The 19212-nt window shown below is 48.5% G+C and carries 28 protein-coding genes; 5 read left to right on the forward strand and 23 right to left on the reverse strand.

Features of this window, described 5'->3' with window-relative positions:
- Positions 1-354 precede the first annotated feature (354 nt).
- Together ACI0FR_RS00005 and ACI0FR_RS00010 are read left to right on the forward strand one after the other, a co-directional pair.
- Complete coding sequence (locus ACI0FR_RS00005) at positions 355-531, forward strand: type II toxin-antitoxin system RelE/ParE family toxin (RefSeq protein WP_404906892.1); 177 nt, start codon at positions 355-357, stop codon at positions 529-531.
- Entirely contained in the window at positions 531-827 is a 297-nt protein-coding gene (locus ACI0FR_RS00010; protein ID WP_374834808.1) for an addiction module antidote protein, read from the forward strand. Before ACI0FR_RS00005 ends, ACI0FR_RS00010 begins: the two co-directional genes overlap by 1 nt.
- A 3-nt stretch (positions 828-830) precedes the next feature.
- Here ACI0FR_RS00010 and ACI0FR_RS00015 read toward each other — a convergent pair whose 3' ends face one another.
- The 4 genes from ACI0FR_RS00015 to ACI0FR_RS00030 form a co-directional block, all read right to left on the reverse strand.
- Complete coding sequence (locus ACI0FR_RS00015) at positions 831-1262, reverse strand: GNAT family N-acetyltransferase (RefSeq protein WP_404906891.1); 432 nt, start codon at positions 1260-1262, stop codon at positions 831-833.
- Positions 1262-1927, reverse strand: a complete 666-nt coding sequence (locus ACI0FR_RS00020; protein WP_404906890.1) for a hypothetical protein — start codon at positions 1925-1927, stop codon at positions 1262-1264. The genes ACI0FR_RS00015 and ACI0FR_RS00020 overlap by 1 nt, the downstream gene beginning before the upstream one ends.
- Before the next feature lie 287 nt (positions 1928-2214).
- Positions 2215-2508, reverse strand: coding sequence for a hypothetical protein (locus ACI0FR_RS00025; protein ID WP_404906889.1), 294 nt, complete (start codon positions 2506-2508; stop codon positions 2215-2217).
- 19 nt (positions 2509-2527) lie between these two features.
- On the reverse strand, positions 2528-2683 hold the full coding sequence (locus tag ACI0FR_RS00030; protein ID WP_374828683.1) for a hypothetical protein: 156 nt from the start codon (positions 2681-2683) through the stop codon (positions 2528-2530).
- A gap of 193 nt (positions 2684-2876) precedes the next feature.
- On the opposite strand from ACI0FR_RS00030, the gene ACI0FR_RS00035 reads away from it, so the two are divergent.
- Entirely contained in the window at positions 2877-3605 is a 729-nt protein-coding gene (locus ACI0FR_RS00035; RefSeq protein WP_404906888.1) for a potassium channel family protein, read from the forward strand.
- Between the two features lie 105 nt (positions 3606-3710).
- Here the strand turns inward: ACI0FR_RS00035 and ACI0FR_RS00040 are convergent, their stop codons facing one another.
- The 19 genes from ACI0FR_RS00040 to ACI0FR_RS00130 form a co-directional block, all read right to left on the reverse strand.
- Complete coding sequence (locus ACI0FR_RS00040; RefSeq protein ID WP_404906887.1) at positions 3711-4319, reverse strand: hypothetical protein; 609 nt, start codon at positions 4317-4319, stop codon at positions 3711-3713.
- Between the two features lie 3 nt (positions 4320-4322).
- Complete coding sequence (locus tag ACI0FR_RS00045; protein WP_404906886.1) at positions 4323-6185, reverse strand: hypothetical protein; 1863 nt, start codon at positions 6183-6185, stop codon at positions 4323-4325.
- Positions 6182-6373 carry a phage tail assembly chaperone gene (locus ACI0FR_RS00050; protein ID WP_404906885.1) on the reverse strand — a complete coding sequence of 64 codons (192 nt, stop codon included), beginning with the start codon at positions 6371-6373 and terminating at the stop codon, positions 6182-6184. Before ACI0FR_RS00050 ends, ACI0FR_RS00045 begins: the two co-directional genes overlap by 4 nt.
- A gap of 17 nt (positions 6374-6390) precedes the next feature.
- A complete protein-coding gene (locus ACI0FR_RS00055; RefSeq protein ID WP_374828688.1) occupies positions 6391-6810 on the reverse strand; it encodes a hypothetical protein in 420 nt (139 codons plus the stop codon).
- The gene (locus ACI0FR_RS00060) at positions 6811-7230 is read right to left on the reverse strand and encodes a phage tail tube protein (RefSeq protein WP_374828689.1); all 420 of its coding nucleotides are present in this window, start codon (positions 7228-7230) and stop codon (positions 6811-6813) included.
- Positions 7231-7260: 30 nt separating this feature from the next.
- On the reverse strand, positions 7261-7722 hold the full coding sequence (locus ACI0FR_RS00065) for a hypothetical protein (protein WP_404906884.1): 462 nt from the start codon (positions 7720-7722) through the stop codon (positions 7261-7263).
- 10 nt (positions 7723-7732) lie between these two features.
- Complete coding sequence (locus ACI0FR_RS00070) at positions 7733-8086, reverse strand: hypothetical protein (RefSeq protein ID WP_404906883.1); 354 nt, start codon at positions 8084-8086, stop codon at positions 7733-7735.
- The gene (locus tag ACI0FR_RS00075) at positions 8083-8466 is read right to left on the reverse strand and encodes a hypothetical protein (protein ID WP_404906882.1); all 384 of its coding nucleotides are present in this window, start codon (positions 8464-8466) and stop codon (positions 8083-8085) included. Before ACI0FR_RS00075 ends, ACI0FR_RS00070 begins: the two co-directional genes overlap by 4 nt.
- A gap of 24 nt (positions 8467-8490) precedes the next feature.
- Positions 8491-9525, reverse strand: coding sequence for a major capsid protein (locus ACI0FR_RS00080; protein WP_374828693.1), 1035 nt, complete (start codon positions 9523-9525; stop codon positions 8491-8493).
- A gap of 57 nt (positions 9526-9582) precedes the next feature.
- Positions 9583-9933, reverse strand: coding sequence for a head decoration protein (locus tag ACI0FR_RS00085; RefSeq protein ID WP_404906881.1), 351 nt, complete (start codon positions 9931-9933; stop codon positions 9583-9585).
- A gap of 30 nt (positions 9934-9963) precedes the next feature.
- A complete protein-coding gene (locus ACI0FR_RS00090; RefSeq protein ID WP_374828695.1) occupies positions 9964-10473 on the reverse strand; it encodes a hypothetical protein in 510 nt (169 codons plus the stop codon).
- A 49-nt stretch (positions 10474-10522) separates the two neighbouring features.
- Positions 10523-11416: a S49 family peptidase gene (locus ACI0FR_RS00095; protein WP_404906880.1), complete on the reverse strand. Its 894-nt coding sequence runs from the start codon at positions 11414-11416 to the stop codon at positions 10523-10525.
- On the reverse strand, positions 11413-13044 hold the full coding sequence (locus ACI0FR_RS00100; protein WP_404906879.1) for a phage portal protein: 1632 nt from the start codon (positions 13042-13044) through the stop codon (positions 11413-11415). The genes ACI0FR_RS00095 and ACI0FR_RS00100 overlap by 4 nt, the downstream gene beginning before the upstream one ends.
- A complete protein-coding gene (locus ACI0FR_RS00105; RefSeq protein ID WP_404906878.1) occupies positions 13041-13262 on the reverse strand; it encodes a phage head-tail joining protein in 222 nt (73 codons plus the stop codon). The genes ACI0FR_RS00100 and ACI0FR_RS00105 overlap by 4 nt, the downstream gene beginning before the upstream one ends.
- 198 nt (positions 13263-13460) lie before the next feature.
- Positions 13461-14012 (reverse strand): hypothetical protein, encoded by a 552-nt coding sequence (locus ACI0FR_RS00110; RefSeq protein WP_404906877.1) that lies wholly within the window; start codon positions 14010-14012, stop codon positions 13461-13463.
- 104 nt (positions 14013-14116) lie between these two features.
- Positions 14117-16144: a phage terminase large subunit family protein gene (locus tag ACI0FR_RS00115; RefSeq protein WP_404906876.1), complete on the reverse strand. Its 2028-nt coding sequence runs from the start codon at positions 16142-16144 to the stop codon at positions 14117-14119.
- Entirely contained in the window at positions 16141-16797 is a 657-nt protein-coding gene (locus tag ACI0FR_RS00120) for a hypothetical protein (RefSeq protein ID WP_404906875.1), read from the reverse strand. The genes ACI0FR_RS00115 and ACI0FR_RS00120 overlap by 4 nt, the downstream gene beginning before the upstream one ends.
- A gap of 38 nt (positions 16798-16835) precedes the next feature.
- Positions 16836-17237 carry a DUF2513 domain-containing protein gene (locus tag ACI0FR_RS00125; RefSeq protein ID WP_404906874.1) on the reverse strand — a complete coding sequence of 134 codons (402 nt, stop codon included), beginning with the start codon at positions 17235-17237 and terminating at the stop codon, positions 16836-16838.
- 260 nt (positions 17238-17497) lie between these two features.
- Complete coding sequence (locus tag ACI0FR_RS00130; RefSeq protein ID WP_404906873.1) at positions 17498-18292, reverse strand: hypothetical protein; 795 nt, start codon at positions 18290-18292, stop codon at positions 17498-17500.
- A 110-nt stretch (positions 18293-18402) separates the two neighbouring features.
- On the opposite strand from ACI0FR_RS00130, the gene ACI0FR_RS00135 reads away from it, so the two are divergent.
- Positions 18403-18645, forward strand: coding sequence for a hypothetical protein (locus tag ACI0FR_RS00135; protein WP_374828703.1), 243 nt, complete (start codon positions 18403-18405; stop codon positions 18643-18645).
- Between the two features lie 87 nt (positions 18646-18732).
- Positions 18733-19209 (forward strand): MgtC/SapB family protein, encoded by a 477-nt coding sequence (locus ACI0FR_RS00140; protein ID WP_374828704.1) that lies wholly within the window; start codon positions 18733-18735, stop codon positions 19207-19209.
- Positions 19210-19212: the final 3 nt, after the last annotated feature.

The following is a 19212-nucleotide window of genomic DNA, read 5'->3' on the forward strand; positions in this document are numbered from 1 at the left end:
TGAAAAGGTAGGCTTTTGTGGTTTGCCGGCAATCGCCTGCGCCAGAAGATTTAAGCCCACACCAACGGCGGTGCGAAGCAGGAATGAGCCAACGACACCCAAACCACCAATGAATGAGCCAATCGCCGTGCCAATGGTTGCGAGGCCTGTAAAAATAGCCATGAATGAACCTTAGGGATAAGAATGTAATTTAAATCTTACATATTCATTGACGTGAACGTCTTTGTAATATAAATATTACAGATAATTGAAGTTCGCCAAACAGAGATATTTGCCAAATGGTTTTCATCACTTAAAGATCGAACTGCTCAGTTACGCGTTCAGAAGCGCATTGACTGACTGTCTTTCGGTCTTTTGGGAGATGCTAAATTTTTCGACGGTATAGGTGAGCTTCGCATCGACTATGGCCCCGGTTATCGGGTTTATTTTGTCAAGCGCGGCAACACTATTTTCATTCTGCTTTCCGGTGGCGACAAACGCTCGCAGGATCGTGATATTAAAGCTGCCATCAACATGGCAAAGGAGGTTTAATGTCTATTAAAACCACCCCATGGGATCCAACTGCCCTACTCACCAGTGACGAGGCTATTCAAGAATATCTTGAAATAGCGTTTGAAGACGGCGACACAAAAGACATTGCTATCGCTTTGGGCAACATAGCCAAGGCTAAAGGCATGACAAAGGTTGCCAAAGAAGCTGGTATCACCCGCGAAGCACTCTACACATCTCTAAGCGAAAAAGGTGACCCGAAGCTCTCAACTTTGCTCGGAGTGATGAAAGCCCTCGGTTTGCATTTAACAATTCGATCAGATAAGCACGCCGCCTGATTGTCAAAGAATTTTAAGAAAATGCGTCTCAACCGATCTGTAGCCGCGGCGCAAATAAAGCTTCGAGACATCATTGATCTCTAACGAGGCCATACCAATAGCGGTGCAGCCCTGCTCTTTTGCCCATGTCTCATAGGCTGTGAGCATTTTGATTGCTGAGCGGCCACGCGATTGCGGGGCAATAAACCAGACTGTTTCCTTGGCATAACGTCCGGCACCAAATGGATGTTCAAACCAGACCGCCATCAAGAGGCCGCTTACTTGGCTGTTATGCTCAAAGACAAGCACGCACGCTTGACGGCTTGCTATATGCTGGTCAAAGAGCTGCGCCGCATAGGCCGCCTGAAAAGGATAATCAAAACCAGCTGCCCGATGACTTTCACGCAACAGGTGAATGCAGGCCATCTTGTCAGAGGTTGTTGCGTGCCGGATCATCAAAATAGCCCTAAAAACTTCTTGCGCTTCTTCTGTGTTGGCACTTTGCCCTTTTCCGAACCCCACCAGATTTCCCATTCGGTGGCCGTATCAGCATCGGCAAAGAAATCATCATGCGGATCTCGCAGGCGCTGTGTGGCATCTGATCTGGTATCAGGGTTGGAACGGGTAAATTCCTGCGTATGGCTGACACAGCTCAGCGTCACACCACCTTCTTCACCCTCAGCCGGTGTTTTGATGTCTATCTTATCAACGAAGCCGACAAATCGGCATTCTGCCGGAGCCACCATTTGTTTGGTGCTCGGATCAAACAAACCGCGATAGACTTCAACGCGCGCTTGCTGACAATCGTAGTCACGCACAATGCGCTCAACACGCTCATGCACCTGTGACAGCCGGATCCTGATCTCTTGCACGGAAAGATTGGCAACCAGCGGGATATCGTCAATCACAACGAGACTGCCAGTTCCATACCAATCACGCGTGACAGGCAAGCCATTATCGGGATTGATGACGGCGGCAGAGACATTACCGACATCGGACCACAAACCTTCTGTCTGCTGGATGCCGGTCAAGCGATTACGGGCAACGATCCATAAGAAGTCACGCGCCTCCAAGGCACGCGCTTCAAGCGCCGCCTGATTGGCGGTTGAAATATGGCGCATATTAGAACCTACGAATTAGGTGATGAATGGGGAATCGTGTTTGCTGGCTGCTCAATAATTGGGAGTGGTAAACACGACAGAATTTGAAATTCGCTATAATGCGATGGAACAAGCCAAATTAATGATGATCCAGAGACTACTTTTAGAGCTCGCAGCAACAAAAGGTGAGAATGGCGACCACTGGATTGAAGAATTTCGGAATGCAGTGATAACGGAAGTTAACGGCACAAAAACCCTTGCAGGAAGTGGCGATCAGAGACCGCGAGAAGTGACGAAAATGGCTATATCTATTGTAGAGGCGACAGCGGACATGGCGAAAGATCGCTTGTCGCAACAGTCAAAATAAGCTCACCTTTACCCCCATTCTTTTCAGCAATAAATTGAACAGGATCAGGGTAATTTTCTAGCTCACTATTAGGAGTTGAGAGCGTACCGCACTCACCATCTCTACCATCAAGTGAGAATGAGCCCTTAATGGTCATTACGACCGAAGGCTTGCCGTCAACATTGAATACAATTTCGTGCAGGCCTTCGTCTTTTCTCGTAATTGACTTAAGATTCCATGGCTTTTGATTTTTCATAGCGAACTTCTACCTACTCTCAATTCCCTGAATCACGATGATCGGAATTGGTGTTAATGTTCTTCAGGTGTCGTTGGACACTTGCCGCAGCAGCATCGGAAATAAAAAATAATATTTGTGCATTGGTGCCTTCCTCAATAAAAAGGGTGGCACCGTTTCGTCTTGTTTTAATCATCGTATAAATCCTACCTACTCTCAATCATCGGAAATAAAACAGACCTGCATCCCATGATCAGGTCGACATTGATGTCACGACTTAATATGTCGATTATTATGCGGCATGAACGCCGCAACTTTGTAATCAATCAGATATGGCGTTATATCAATTAAAGAATCGATCCGCATAACAGCTGCCATTTAGGTGAAGTATGAAACATCTCAAGCCAGAACATGCTTTAAAGATTAAAGGCATTCTAAATGTATTCGCTGTTATTGCTTCTACGATTTTAATCGTAAGTCTATCGCTGGAGGCATTTGGCGATAATCCATTCATGGGAAAAACGATTTATTCAGAAATACAACTTTTTGTTTGCCTTTATTACATCTTTGATTTTTTCATACTATTATTATTAGCAGATAAAAAACGGCAATTCTTCAGACGCTATTTCTTCATTCTGCTGATTGCTATTCCATATTTATCTTTAATTTCGGATGTTAATCTTTATCTGAGCCAAGAACAAATCTATTTCATACGTCTTATACCGCTCATAAGAGGAGCGGCGGCGCTTGTTTTTATTGTTTTAATTCTTGTACGGCACAACACCACTGCCATACTTATTTCTTATTTAATATTTCTGGCATCAATTATTTATTTTCTTACTCTTATATTTTTTGTCGTTGAAAACAATGTCAATCACAGCGTTCAAACCTTTCCTGACGCACTGTGGTGGGCCGCCATGACAGTCACGACATTAGGCTCAAGCATCCTACCGGTAACTGTTGCCGGCAAATTTATTACCACCGCTATGGCGATGGTTGGATTGACTATTTTACCGATCTTTACTGCGTATATCACCACTATGATCAATGGGATTGCGCAGCGTGAATTTGCAGAAAATCAGGCACTGAAACAATCGGAAACTGCTAAGAAAGACTAAAATAAGCGCCGTGATTGATGTATCAAGCCAGACGATAGCAGCTGCAACCCAAGTCTGGCACCTTAGGATGGTGACAGTACACCATCTAACCGTCGTCATTATTGCTCACCGGCTCTCAATCGCCTGAAATGTTATAGATCCGCGCCCTGTAGCCGGATCGGCAGTGCTTGTTAATGAACCCGGCACCATCACCATCTTGCATGACGGCCGCACCAAAGTGACCGGATCATTCACCTTCGATTCCGGCCATAAATGCGGCCTGATTTCCAACTGGCTACCGGCCACATCGATGACCTGATGCAGGTTACGCGTTCCGATCTGGATATGATCGCCAATGCTGATTTTAAAACCAGAGGGCAATGAGCCTATGCGGATAATCTTTCGGTTCGCATCAATCTCGGCCAGTTTTGCGCCGGCATAACTGCCCATTCCCACACCATTTGGATAAGCTATCGGATAGCACCGACTGGATGCATAACCCCAGAACTCATTCAGGCCACCATCCAGTGTGTTTAATCTGGCGCGCCATTGATCCAGTGCATTGATGCTCAATATTCTGATCTGGAACGTTGCTTTCCACAATGGAGAGCCGAGGTTTTTGACGATCATAACGCCACCTGCTGTGCGGCTCATCTCCTGTCGGTAGAACAGCTCAAATTCGGTTGACCAACCAGGCATGTTTTTCAGGAGATCGTAAGGATATGAAATCGCCATACGTCAAAACTTTACATTGGAGCTTTGTGCCTTACGCATTGTCTCAATGACAGTGGCAGGCATTTCGCGCTGCATTTTATCCAGCCGCTTTTCGACCTGTTCCAGCCCTTTAGCATCGGCATTCGGTGCATTAATGACAGGCGCGAAGTTAAAAACCGTCGCAGATTGATTGTTCTCATGATGCGCCGGCTGAAGAGACGGCAGTGCCGACATACGAAGATCAACCGGAATACTGCGACCATCAGGCAATGGTACTGCTGCTTCAGGCCCCGCCTCGCCAAAGATTGCCGGTCGGTCACTAATACCGCCTTTGGCATAAAGGCCAATGCCGCCAGCCATAGCGATGGATTTTTGACCACCAAAGCCCAATAGGCCGCCTAAAACATTGCCAAGACCGCCACCAGAACCACCAAACATGCTTTGGAAAAAATCAGCATAAGCGCCTTTGCCTGTGATTGCAGATTTCACAATCTCAATGGCCAGCTTTTTAAAGGCATCTGCCGCATTCTCGGTGCCGGCAATCACCTGCCCCAAAGCATCAACCGTATCGCTTTCCAGCTGATTGACACCATCAATGAACTGTTGCTGCCGTTTATTGGCGAGTTCCTGCGCTTTGCTTTGCGCATCAATGGCAGTGATTAAATGCTCAATGCGCGTTTTCTGCTCATCAGTTGCTCCAATGGATAATTTGCGCAGTTCATTAGCAATACGCTGCTCAGAGGCTGTTTTACCAAGCATCTGATATTCATGCTCAAGCGATTGAATAAGCTCATCGGCAGCTTTTTTCTGCTTTTCCGCTTCTGAGATCGCTTCTTTGCGCGATGAGCCGGAACGTCCTTTCGGTTTGTCATCAATGATGATTTCTTTGAGCTTAATCCCATCGTTGGGCTTATTAAGATTATTCCGTTCTTTAATCAGACCAATCTGTTTTTCGAGCCCTGCTATTTCCTCATCAATCACAGTAATACGGCCATTATCACGGCCACGTAGAATGAAACCACGATAAGAGTCCTCACTCATAATCGCGCGAGAGCGTTTTTTCTCCTCCAGCTGACGCTCAAGTGTCGAAAGACTACGATCTTCGGTCTTGTTAAAAAGGTCTAAGAAGAATTTTAATTCGGTTGCGGCACTGACAATCGCCACTTTCAAGCTTTGGCTGACTGTCGAGACAACAGAATTAAACGCTTCATCCAATTCAGCTGCACGTTTGACCAGATCGTCCTCGATGACATAGCCAAGCCTTGTTGCTTCCTCTTTGGCTTTTCGAATGCCGTCTTCACCCATGGCGATCAGATCGACAAAGCGCTCACCGGCGCCACCGCCAAAAAGATTATCCATCACTTTGACTTGTGATGCCTTGGTGAGCTGGCCAACCTTGTCCAAAATCTCGGCGAACAGATCAGCAGGCTTTTTGAGCTTTTCCTGCATCTGGCTTGCACTAATGCCCAATTGCGTAAAAATATCTGCATTGGTGCCTTTGCCACCGGAGGCAAACTCATCAGCATGCATCTTCAACTTCTTCATGGCATCAATCATGGAATTGACATCCACATGATTGCTTTCTGCAACATATTTCAGCTGCTGAAACTCTTTGATCGAAACACCGGCACGTTTGGCCTCCCGCTCAATTGATGCCACATCACTAATGATTTCTTTGGCACCTTGTAAGCTTAAGCCAACCCCCAACCCGGCGAGCGAAGCTTTGAGGAAGTTCATGGAGCGAACCATGCCATCCGAAAGCTTTGAAAAATCGCGCTGTGCCGATTGTGCAGTGTTTTTCGCGTCACTTCGCACACGCTTCATCGCATCGTGGAAGCCACGGCTATTGGCATCAATAAAAGCCATAATATCGGCACGAGCGCTCATGCGGCTTTCTCCCTGATTGATTTGGTTGGCGGATAATGACGTGCCACTTCGCGCGCACGTTCCGGTGTGATCACATCGTCAAAATTGCGCCCTGATCGCCCTTCAATGGCAGCCTGCACTTCCAACCATGTCGAGCGCCAGAACTGCTGTGGCGACCAGCCAAGTTGACCGGTTGCCACACGCTGCATATGGATAATGCGTGTTTTTACACTGAAGGGCTTTCGGCGTTTCCCTGACTGGTTCTTTCAAAGGCTTTTTCCAAATCAGAGATCGGATCAGCATCACCACGCGTTTCACGCCCCTTGGCAATGTGACCAGACAAAGCCGATGTAATGGCTTCACGAAAGGCTGGCTCATCGGCCGCACTTAATTGCTGCAAAGCATTATGCGCCAGTTCACGCGCTGCATCATCACCATCAGGATGCGTGGTGAGTGTACGAATGGCAGCCATTACAGTTTTTGGATGGAAGCCAATGAGACGGCGATAAAGCGTTTGCATATCATCGCAGTCAGCCAGCTGGCATAATTGTGCCAGACGACCAAACTCAACCACCAGAACCAGCTTAACATTACCGATCTGACAAGGCGCTTCACCGCGCACAGGATTAACGAATGGATCCATCATTTACGCCGCCGCGGTAAAGCCGATAGTACCGGATGCCGCCATACGTCCTTGGGCTTGCAGCTCACCGGTTTTATCGCCTGAAAATGTCATAGAGACCAAAAAATCAGCTTCGAATGTGCCGACGCCCGGCACAACAATCTGATATGGTGTCACAACCTGATTGACCGCATCGGCCGTCATGGCTTTTTGTGCGCCATTGCCGACAAAGGCACCATCAAGCTGGATGGAAATGCTCTGCATGCCATACATTAATGAGCGCACCAGCTTGCTGCCCGGATTGGCGCAATCCGGCTTGGTGATGTCGATTTCTTCGTTATTGATTTCAATCGAGCGGTTTTCCGTCACGCAAACAGAAACAAAATCATCCTCTGTTTCCATCTTGCGTTTGATCACCAGCTCACGCCCCATATGTTGAGCCATCGCTTTAAACTCCTAAATTGTCGGATAAATTTATGCAGCGCGCGCAGCGTCACCTGCATAGGTGCGATAAGTCACTTCAAAGATCAGGCGGCCTGAACCAAGACTTTGCGCGGTCTGCGGATCAATGAACATTTCAGTCGAGCTAAGCAGAATGTCGATTGCCAGATCATCAAGATGCGAAGGCGGCAAAGCCTCTTCAATCAGCACCGCCAATTGATCAAACTCTTTTTGCGGATCACTGCGGCCTTTAAAATGCACGATAACATTAACGTTCAAACGGCGATTATAACGCACCCGTTCCTGACCACTTTCGTCATCATAAACGAGACCATCCGGTGTCGCGGTTTCACCAGTATGAAGAACGGTAAAATGCGGCTGGCTTTCTTCATCAATGGCACCTGCCCGCATCAGGCTGACAGTGCCATCAACAGCAACAACTACATTTTCCAAACGTTTTTGAATGGCTTCCAAAATTTGATAACGCACATGCATGTGTTTCACCTTATTCACTGCCCAGATAAAAACGCTTCATGGAGCGGCCATCATCCACATGCGAGAGGATGATAAACCGGTCACCAATATTGCGCCCATCATCAGAGGTCAGAATTTCAACCTGATCGCCATTGCGTACAGGCTCGCAAGTTACGGCGTGCAGGCTCAGCGTAAAACGCACACCTTCAGCCGATACACCTTCTAACTCCAGCAGGTCAGCTTCACGCACAGCACGTAAAATTCCACGAAGACTTTTTGATACGGATTCAAGTGGCTCGCCTTTACGGCTCAAGCTCACATCGACATTGCCAAGGGAAGAGACAAACGCCTCCCCCATTCCGGCAAAAACCGCGGGCCGTGTCAAACTGTGGCCTCGGATAAAGCCTTTTCAGCTTCATCAAGCGCCGTTTCAGCCGCCTCGAACGCCTTCAAAGCTGCATCGCTGTCTTCCGGCTTGGCGTCACTGAGTGCGGCTTCCGCTTCGTCATAGGCTTCACGCGCATCATCAACGGCCTTTTGCAAAGCCTTCAACTTGGCATCAAGCTTTGCTTTTTGCGCTTCCGTCTTGCGATCAGTCTTATCCGCTGCCGGATCCGTTGACACCTTGGCGCCAACAACGCCAAAGATTGCGGCCAAGCGTTTGGCCTCATCTTCCGGCAATGTGACGGGAGTGCCGGGCGGCACATCTTTGCCGCCAACCACCAATGTTGCTCCATAGGCTTGTTTGATCATTTTCGCTGCCATGATTTAAACCTTTCAAGCTGATGATTAGCGAACAAGCGCAAAGAGTGAGGCGTTCGGATCACCAGGCACCAACAATGGCGCACTCTGCGTCATCATCAGTGTGGCGGACGGATCTTCCTGCACCCACATTTTCGGGAAACGGGACAGCGGCTTGAGCTGTGCCTGCACATCCTGAATGGCACCATGTGCGGTAAAGCCCTGCAATTGTGTTTTGGAAACCACGCCCACACCAAAGCTTGGCCAGACTTCAATGTCGTTGCCTTCATCATCTTGGAAGAGCTGCGTATATTGCCAGAAGTTGAACTGGCCTATCGAGCCCAGATAAACCGCGACCATATCTTCAGCGCCTGCCGCAATCGGACCGAGTTGCATTTCGCCACCCGCCTGACGGCGATTATCAAGCAGCTGACGAATTTCTTCATCAGTCTGCAAAAGCTCTGCCGCTTCTGCACCCAAGATCACTTCCGTGGCCGTTCCACCGGAACGAAGTGCAACACGCGTTGCCCAATCACGAATGGACTTGCGCACATTAATGCCGCCTTCACCCCAGCGGTCAGCACCGGTCAGAGCCACGGTCAGATCAGCTGCACGGCCATAATCAATGATCTGGGTTTGATAATCCTCACCCTTCACAATGATCTTGCCGGAGCGCAGCGCCTCACTGGCCATGATTTCTTCACGGCGGGTGATTTCATCATCCTGATCATACAATGTGTCGGTGACGGTTTGCAGATAGCGCTCTTCTGCTGTCATTTCGCCGCCAATGCGTTCGCCCGGGCGACGGCGCATGCCTTCACCGGCACGAATGGTGTTTTTCGGCTTTACATAGGCGGGTGTAAACATCGTGGTTTGACGGCCACGAATGGCACGTTCACGCCCCGGCACCAGTGGCGAAACGAACGGTGCGACATTGCGGCGGCGCTTCAGTTTGTCAAAAGCGATTTCTTCCGTATCCGATTGAAAGCCGTTGGCAAAGAAAGTATCGCGGATCCACGCAGTCGGGCGGTCGCGTGCTTCGATAACAGTCACAAGCGCGACTGTGCTAAAAAGATTTTCCATTGTTGTTACCTATGGGAAAAAGAGCTGTTAAAGCTTCGGCCTAAGATCAGTGTCTGATCAGGCCAAACGGTGAATGAAAAGCGGTGCTTGTGATTTGCGCCAAGCTGTTTCCACCGTATCAATGGTGTGACCATCACCCAAAATGAGCTTCGATGCATCAAAGCCGCCCGAGGCGTAAATGCGCGTTGCGATTGCACCCGCGGTGGCATCCACATCAATTGCCAACACACCGGCCGGCGTTTCAGAACCATCTGCGCTTGCCGCTTCAGACAAGACAAAAGCAGTACCGGTATCACCGACAACAGCGCCGCGCTTTAACACCTGACCTTGCGCAATCTTTACGGTTCGCACCGCGACAGGATAATCGCCAACCAGCAGATCACCCGGATTATAATCTTGGGTATTCATTATTCGATCCCTTCGTGAACTTTGCCCGCATTATTTGCGCGAGGCGTTACGGTTCTTGGCAAAACTTACAAGCGCGTCGTCTGCTGATCGGGGCTTAGATGCCCCACCACCATTTCCCAAGGCAGGCACCCGCCCCTGCATGCGTGAGGCCAAGTTACCGCCTTGCGGTTGACTGCCGCCGCTTGCCTTCAATGTCGCAATCGCATCTTTCGCGCTCATCGACGTTTTAAACGCCAGATGTGCGGCCAATGAAGGATCGCGGTCAGCATAAGTTGATCCAAGAATTGCCGACATACGGGTCTTTTCCGCACGGCGACCGCGGGCAAAAGCATTCGGCTTGTCTTCATCTTCCGTGACGACATCATCCTCGTCTGCTTCAGGCTTTTCGTCGTCATCGCCTTCAGCATCATTGTCGTGTTCTTCTTCCGTGGCATCATCTTCACGATGCTCTTCTTCCAAGTCTTCTGGCTTTTCTTCCTCAAGACGTGATTTCATAGACCGGCCGCCCACGGCAGCCTGAATAGCGCGTGCTAAAGACATCTGATTTTTCCTGTTTGATTATTGTGGAGTTGTATAAAACTTGAGAGCGTTACGCGCCCGTTGCAGCAATGAAACTCTCAAAAGCATCCCTTGGCGAAGCCACAGCATCGACAAGTCCAAGGGAACGCGCTTTTTCACCGCGATATGTATCGGCTTCGGTCGCCATGATCTGTTCTAAGCTCAGTCTGCCCTCACGGTAACGGGCAACCTTTTGCGCAAATTCCATGCGCATTTCTTCCAGATCAGAAATAGCCTCTTCATATTCCTGATCAGACATCGCCTCAAATGTACCAGGGCGGGCTTTCTTTTCACCCGCTCTTAAAATGGTAACATCAATGCCCTGTTTTTTTGCCCATTCAGACGCATCAATATGCATCGAAATCACACCAATCGATCCGGCATATCCGGTGGAAGGAATAACAATCTGGCGGCAGGCTGATGCAATCAAATAAGCCGCCGAACAAGCGTGATCGGTCAAAATGGCAATGGTTGGTTTTTGGGCAGAAAGTGCAAACAAACCATCCGCACAGTCAAAACACCCATCCACTTCACCGCCAAAGCTGTCGATTTCAAATACAACAGCCTTGATATCATCACGTCTTATGCAATCAGCAATCTGGATGTTCAAACCTTCATAGGATGTCACACCGGAAGATTTGCCGACCCATGCACCTTTATGGACGAGTGAACCTTCCACTTCGATGACAGCAACATTACCAACCATCTTCGGGCCATTATAGATTTTCTCACCCGTCCAACCATCACGTAATGCTCGCATATCTTCTGTAAGAATGCCCATCTGTGTGCCGCTTTGCACATCCACTTCACGCCCAAGCACCCGTGGTCCGAATGCGCGCGCAATAATATTGGCTTTGCCTTCATTCAGCATCAAAGGTGTATTGAACAAACGGGCGGCAATCTCAGGCATAGCATAGGAAATCATTGTGCGTTTTCTTCCTCATCATCCTGATCTTGTGTTTCAGGCGAGCTGACAAAACGTGACACCACGCCGGCACTGGCATTTTCGCCTGATTTGATACCGAGTTTTTCTGCATATTTCTGCTCACGCGCCCGCTGCATCATATCTTCCTTCCAGTCGCGCCCCTGTTCCGCGGACTCGGATTCCTGCGTAGTGATACCAGTGGCCAAACGGATAGCCGTTGCCTTGGCTTCTTTTTCCGGATCCACCCAACCGCGACCGCTGCCAATCCACGCAGCCCTCACCCATCCGGCCGGATTAGCCTCAAAGGAGGTGGCACGAGACGGCAGTTTAATAAGCCTGCGATCAAAGACCTCTTCCAGCCATGCCCGATAAATCGGCTGCATGAAGGAATGTGCAAATGAATGTTTCTCTGAAGAAAGACTGCGCCAGATTTCTAACAATGCCGCACGTGCCGAGGAGTAATTGACCTTGGACCAATCCATAGTGAGCTGCTCATAGGTCAGGCCAATGGCGGCTGCGACATTGCGCAAGCCCGCATTCACAAACACTTCAAAGGCCGCATTAGGATGTTCCGATTTCGTAAAAACCACATCCTCACCCGGATTGAGGAAATTAACCTGCGCACCGCGCAATCGGATCGGGTCTGTTTTATAAGCAGCATCCTGTGCCATCGACAGTGCACTCAGTGACTTACCGGCACCACTGCCGCCAAGGGAATCCGCCAGCTCGTCCATGTCGAGCGGCGTCTTGATAAATGCCGCCATCACCGCATTAAGTGAAGCTGCCTGCAATTCATAATCATTATAGTCGGAGACTTGCTTGAGCTGCTGAAGCACACTTGCCCAGCGCGATACACCGCGTGTCATACCGGCGCGAACAGCATCAAATGAATGCACCACATGCGGACGGCCATAGTCATCTTCGCGCTCAACACGCTCCCAGATGAACATTTCTCTTTGACGCATAAACACATCACCCGGATGCGCCTTGCGGATATTGTAAGCAATAGGTGCACCATATTCATCAAGCTCGACACCATCACGCAATGTGTCAGTGTCGACTTGCCCCAACGGATTGGAAAGCCGCGCCGGATCAATAATATGGACGCAAGTGCCATATCCGGTGGCTCCCATCCGATATGGTAATACGGCCAAAGCTTCACCATCAGTAAAGCGATGTCTTGCAGCAAGGCCAAGCAATCCAGAGATCGACTTGGTACGTTCCGCATCAAACCAGTTGCCCGGATCCGTTGCCACATCAGACCACAGCGCTTCGATCTGATCACCGATCTCATCCGCTTCATCTTCGCTCAAATTCAGCGTTCCGGCATTTGGCTTTGAAGACAACCGCCAACCGGTACCAACAACATTATCAACCAGACGGCTGACACCGGCTGAAGCCCAACCGGAATTGCGCACAGCATCATTGATACGATCAATCGCCGTATCACGCGACAAACCCAGAGCAGACTGGCCGGAATAAGTACCGGGTCGCCATGAGGCCATCGAAGAATGGTCAAAGCCTGCCGCCGTATAAGCTGCCGCATTCATTGCGGCACGTCTGCGGGCTGCAACCCGCACACGCTCAGGCAATGGCGTGCCGTTTTGATCAAGGATTACTGTGCTCATCCGAACATCACCCGCCTTGAGCGTGTGCGACCACTACTCACACCGAGCTGGCTTTCCAGCTCGCGTATATAGTTGCGCAAACGGCCTTCATCCGAACTGCTATAGGTGATGCTCTCACCCTGATAGCTAAGCTGCACGGTTGAAGCTCCAGTCAGTAATTTGTGCAAAGCTTCACGCGCCTGCGCCAACCGCTGCTCTAGCAATGCGCGATTTGTCATGAGTTTTAACCTTGTAAAGAAATTTAGAGCGTGCCTTTGGGTGCCGAGCAGCCAAGTCTTGGTCAGGCGTCAGCAGTTTTATTTCGTTTTGAAAATATCTGAAAAAAACCGCTATCCGTTTAGCCAATCAGCATGTGATAATGACGATCCTAAACAGCGCAGCAACATATCGCGTGATTGGATCGCCTTATTTTTCAATCAGATAGAAAATAATTGTCGAGCTATGTAAATTAAAACCAGAGCGATTTGAATCTTGGGGTTCTTAAAGATTACCGCAAGGATACACACACTAATTGTAGTGAATGCATGTACGACAAAAGCTGAACTTACATTGCCACCCACAGCGATAGTTTTGGCTATATCTATCACCCAGGTTGAGGCAAGTAGTGTAAAAAACCAATATCGACGCTGAATGAAAAAATCCTGATAGCCTTGGTATTCCAAAATATCGTCAGGAAATAACAATGCCGACATCAAATACAGCGTAACACCGTAAGTGATGTGAAGCATATAAGTAGAAAAAGTCCAGTCGATATCTACGCCAAGACGAACACCCCACCACCAAAATAGAATGAGCTCAAGCAAAATTGAAAAGGCCCACAGCAAGTGTAGTGCTGATAGTTTATTTCGTTTTGGATGCTGAAGAAATTTAGCCACGCCAGACAAAATGCGAGCTACCGAGATACTTATTATCATCGCAATCAAGATGCGGACATGAGTAAATATCTCAATAAACTGTTCTGTTTCCATAAAATGGTCTGACCTTCACAGGATTATTAAATTTTAAATCGGCAACCAATTTAAATCAATTTATTGTAGCAACTTAATATATTTGAATAGTTTGAACTATCAAGTCAAATGCCGCGCCGTGACGCTCGTTGTTTTGCCCGCGCAATAGCGGCATCAATCATGGATTGATTTGCGGCAATCGGCACTGATGCTTCATTCACCTGCGGCTGATGCATCAGGTCTTCGAGATCCATCTGTGCAGGCTTTGGTTCTTGTGAAAGGCGTTCGCTCAAAGCGTCCCATTCATCTTCAGTCCAATAATTGATACCGATACGCAGCGCTGCCGCTTGTGCTTGGTTCATCATATCCAGTGCTTCATTGCGTACACCTGAAGGCAATTCCCACTCATAGAAGGAATGACCGGCACGATTCTTTTTTTGCACACGACGCTCGGACGTTACTTGCTGGAAAAAATCATCCCCCAGACCAGACGCAAAATCGACATAGCCGGTCTGTTGCTGATCTTCCTTTTTAAACGAGCGATAAAGTGCCGCCTTCATCACAGACGCATTAAAGTTGAAAAAGCGGCGCTGATATTTAAGCGATCGACCGCGCTTGTCTTTTTCCTTTTTAACCTGTGCCAGCATGGGTGCGGCTTCACGATTGTCACCGCGCACCATAATCACATCGGTGATCGGATGCTTGCGCGCCCATTCCCACACATCTTCTGTATAAGCATTACCATCAATAGCAGTTAGATCTGCACGGCGTTTATTGCCCCAGCAGTCCGGCCATTCCCGCCTGATAAGATTGGAAAGTGCCGCTTGCACTTGTGGCTCGGAGATATGACCTGAGTGAGCGACGAAGCCCGGTAAATGGCGGCCAGCACTTTCATCAATAATGCCGCGATCGATCACAACCCGATAACGGTTTTTGCCATTACCCACCAACTGCCATTCAACACGGTCACCCTGCACGTCAATGCCGATAGTCAAAATCAATGCGCGCGGCGGAATAACACCCCGCTTGATATCGCCAAGCTCTGCACGATCACGCAAGACTTCCCAATCAACCGCCTCTCCATCCGTTTCAAATGGAGCTCCAAGCCAGTCATTATAAAAAACCTGCTCAGCACCGGATTTTTTTGTCTTATCATCTGGGCCGCCGGATTGAACATTCAGATAGGCTCGTGCAAGCGCCTCCCAACTTTCCAGCGGCGAATAGGCAACCCAGATATGGAACGAACGATGATAGCGCGCCCGCTCCGGATATTTTGCCACCCATTTCGCACCATTGGCCGGATCAACCATCCATGCCCGATGATGCTCGCGGATTTCGGAGCCGCATTTTGGACAATAGAAACAAGCACGTTCCGGATGATCGGCATCAATGTGATCGCGCATATGCTCCCACTCAAGCGGATGCAAATGCCGACAATGCGGACAAGGCACATGGTAATATTCTTGGCTTCCACGTTCAAAGTTGCTGCTGATCCGGCAGCCCGGCGCAATCAGCGGTGTTGAGATTTTTAAAATCTTGGCTGCAATAAACGCTTTTGACCGACTTTCTGCCTGACTTTCCGGATCACCGGCCTCGTTATTCTGCCACTTCGACAAATCATCCTGCACTTGTTTGCGCGGTGAGATCATCGACAAGCCTGAAGGGGAATTGGCACCGGCTGCCTGAATGGCACCGCGCCCGTCCGCACGTTCCTTATAATGGATCGAATTGCCACCATCACGGCTTTTCTCAGGAAAGAGCGCCGCCAGAGATGTCGTTTCCCGCAACAAGGGCATCAGCTTTTGCTTAGACCAACGAGACGCGTTTTCTTCTGTCGGATGCACATAAAGAAAATCGCACGGATCCATATCCATGGTGCCAAGCGTAAAGATATTTGCCAGCACTGTCCCGCCAACCTGCGCCGATTTCGAGATCGTCACCATCCGGCACGGATCATCCGGTGTGAGTGATTTTAATATCTCGGAGAAAAACGGAAAGAGAGCCTCGTTATAAGGACCGGGAAACTGCGTAATACGATCAGAAAAGACGATATTGGCTTTTGCCCATTGCAGATAATCAACCGGCGGTGGCGGCTGCGTTTGTTCAAACAAGACCTCAAGGCCAAGCCTTTGAGCATTGCTCAATCGTGTCATGACAAGCTTGCCTCTTCGTCATCCTCCTGACCGTCAGGAGCCAGTGTCGGCACAGTTTCCATATCCTGTTTAAATCCTTGTGCTGCGCGTTCACGCACATCGCGAAAACCACGTTTCAGGTGATGCAGAATATCGCGCTGCGGGATTTCAAATTCGCCTGCCAGCATTGTGGCCATGTCTGCCAAGCCACCCTCCATCACACGATAGGCCATTGCCACTGCGCGGGTGATTTCAGCTTTCGCCTCATTGGTCTCTATATAACGACCTTCAGCTAATGCCTCTTCACGCCTTGCCCGCGCAGTTTGCATGCGCGCCTGTTCAAGCTTTTCGAGTGCAATCTGGTCTGAAACCAAATCAGCATGGCTTTGGAATGAAGGCGCTGGCGGCACAGACTTTAATAAATCCGGCTCTTCAGCGGTGCTACCAACCTTAGTGGCCAAGCCATTAAGGCCAACGCGCTGCGAGACATCCAGACGATTGTTTAAGTGGCGCTTGGCTTTCTCAACGATAATGCGGGCGCCGCGCCCCGAACCTTCCAGTGCATCACCGCCGATCTGGCCAGATGCAATATATTGCGAGATACGCCCAGGCGAGACGTTGATCAGCTTCGCAAACTCACCTTTAGTCAGCGTTAAAGATTGAACTGAACTCATGTACAGGACCTAAACGCCTATCTTCTCAATTACATAATTCAGGGAATATTAAAGCCGAATTGTTTAGCTAACTCAGCTTTCGCATATGACTGTGCAATACTCCCGATCATGCCAATCGTAATATTCCCTACGTTTTTTGATGTCGTTTTAATAAAGCTCCAATACTTTGGATCGCGAATAGATTCCAAAAACTGATGCCCATTGAAAGTTAAACGAGCGACAGAGTACCGAATATTCAAAAAAATAGGTTCGTACTCATCCGGAATTTCTGAAATATGAGCAATAATCAACCCAGCTTCAGCTGCTAGCATTACATGATAAGCAACAGTTTGCTCTTCCCAATCCTTCAGGATTATTTCTGTTAAATGAGAAATTGGCCGATCAGCTTTTTCCTCCACATACATTAAAAGATCACGTAATAAATCAACTTCCAGCTTCATGTCTTTTTCCTCACTTTGATTCAAAGTGATAACACGCAAGCCGTCGAAGTCCCACGGTTTGTAACTGAAACTGCTTCTCACAACATTCCCCGATTGTTAGCAGCCTATATTTAGTCTGACTTTAGTTCTTTAGTCCCGACTTTAGGCTTTGATTTTAGCCTCAGACTGGGCATGAGCCGCGGTGCGAAATACCCGCAGCTGAGACTGGTCAGGAAGGACCCGAAAAGATTTGAGATTGGATTGCGTTTAATAGCGCAAAGCTACTTCATCCGCTTGCCGATTTCCTCAGCAATAAACCTGCCCAATAAACGCTCTGATGTATCTTGGACGATGCGAACAAAGTCTATGCGTTTGGAATACGGCCTGACCTTCACAAAGAGCATGACAGGTTTAATACTGTTATCACGCGGATCCCGCTGCCAAACACCAGGGTAGAGGTGTGAGTTTCGTTCCGGCACAAAGAAACGAGCGAAGCGGTAATTCTTATTCCTTTTCAAAGAGGCATCGGTACGTCTACGGTTATACCCCTCGGTTCTTGGTGCCATTCTCAGGTCAACAAGGATACGGACTATCAGGGCTACCCGCATGTTTCCGTAATTATCAAGTGGTGTGTCCCGAGCTGGTACGGCATACTCACCCTTCAGCAAGAAGCCATATTTTTGCAGCTGCACTTCGAAAGACTTCAGATTACGCTCACCGCCAAAGAATTGCGGCGTCAGAAAATTGGCCGGTGGCGTTGAGTTCTTCAGCCCCCATGAGCGTCCGGCAATCATGACCAGAGCAGACTGACGATCCTTATTGGCTTTCTCATAAACCACACCGCGCTTGGCGTAAGGTGTGACCCGATCAAGCTGCAAGTCCATTGCCTTTTGCACTTCCTGCCGACTGATAGCCGCCACTCGGTTTAAGCCATTACTGATTGCAGTTGGCAAAACCTGTTGCTCTGCCCTTGTCAGCATCGCTTCAAAGCCACGTATATCAAAGTTTAGATAGGCAGCTTTGTTTGCGCCAAGGTTGTAACTAGCGTTTAAACCAGTCGAAGTGTTAAGCTTCATTTCCTGTGGTCTTTGTAATAAACTGTAACTTGTTGTGTGTTTACAAACAATTTGTATCAGTCAAAGTTTAGTTGCCCCTATTCGATAAAACGATTTAAGGAGTACTGACCATGCCTTTTACTAATGGCCCTGCTAATGGCGTTTTTGTTCCAGAGGATCTAGTCGTAATGCAAAAAGCATACGAGATAACCTGCAACAAACTGAATATATGCCCAAAGACTTATGAGGAGAAAAATCGCATTGCTCGTTTAGTAATGAGAGTGTTTCGCAAAGGCGAGAACAATCCTCACGCAATCGCGCTCCAAACTGTAGCCCTTGAAACAACCTACAATTCATTAATGCTGGCCGCATAGCGTCCAATTAATTATAGAAGTTCTAAAGCGGAACTTTTACGCTGATATTTCGTTGCTTTCTCATTCATAAAAAACGAGAGCACCCAAATGAATGATTTTAACAGCGCTTTAATTGAAACCTTTTTTACTGACAACTTTAATGTCTGGCCTCATATTTTCACACTGGTTGCGGCTTACATACTGGCTCTACCAATCGGCTGGCATCGTGAACGAGAAGAAAGAAGCGCGGGGCTTCGTACCTTTCCATTAGTAGCGGTAGCAAGTTGCGGATTTGTACAAGCTGCTGAAGGAATTACGACTGACAATCCTGAAGCACTTGCACGTATCATTGAAGGCGTAATTACCGGCATGGGCTTTATCGGTGGCGGTGCTATTCTTAGATTAAGCTCATCCGTTAAAGGAACTGCTACAGCGGCTAGTCTTTGGGCAACCGGGGCTATTGGTATTGCTTGTGCATTAGGTGCATTTGACGTTGCCATTATGGTAATGGTTTTTGCCTTTATAACGCTGTTACTTTTTTCAAATGGTAAGGCTGAAAAAAACACAGTAGAAGACGAAGAATAAACC

It is taken from the genome of Paenochrobactrum sp. BZR 201-1 (genome assembly GCF_044987585.2).
Classification (GTDB): domain Bacteria; phylum Pseudomonadota; class Alphaproteobacteria; order Rhizobiales; family Rhizobiaceae; genus Paenochrobactrum; species Paenochrobactrum pullorum.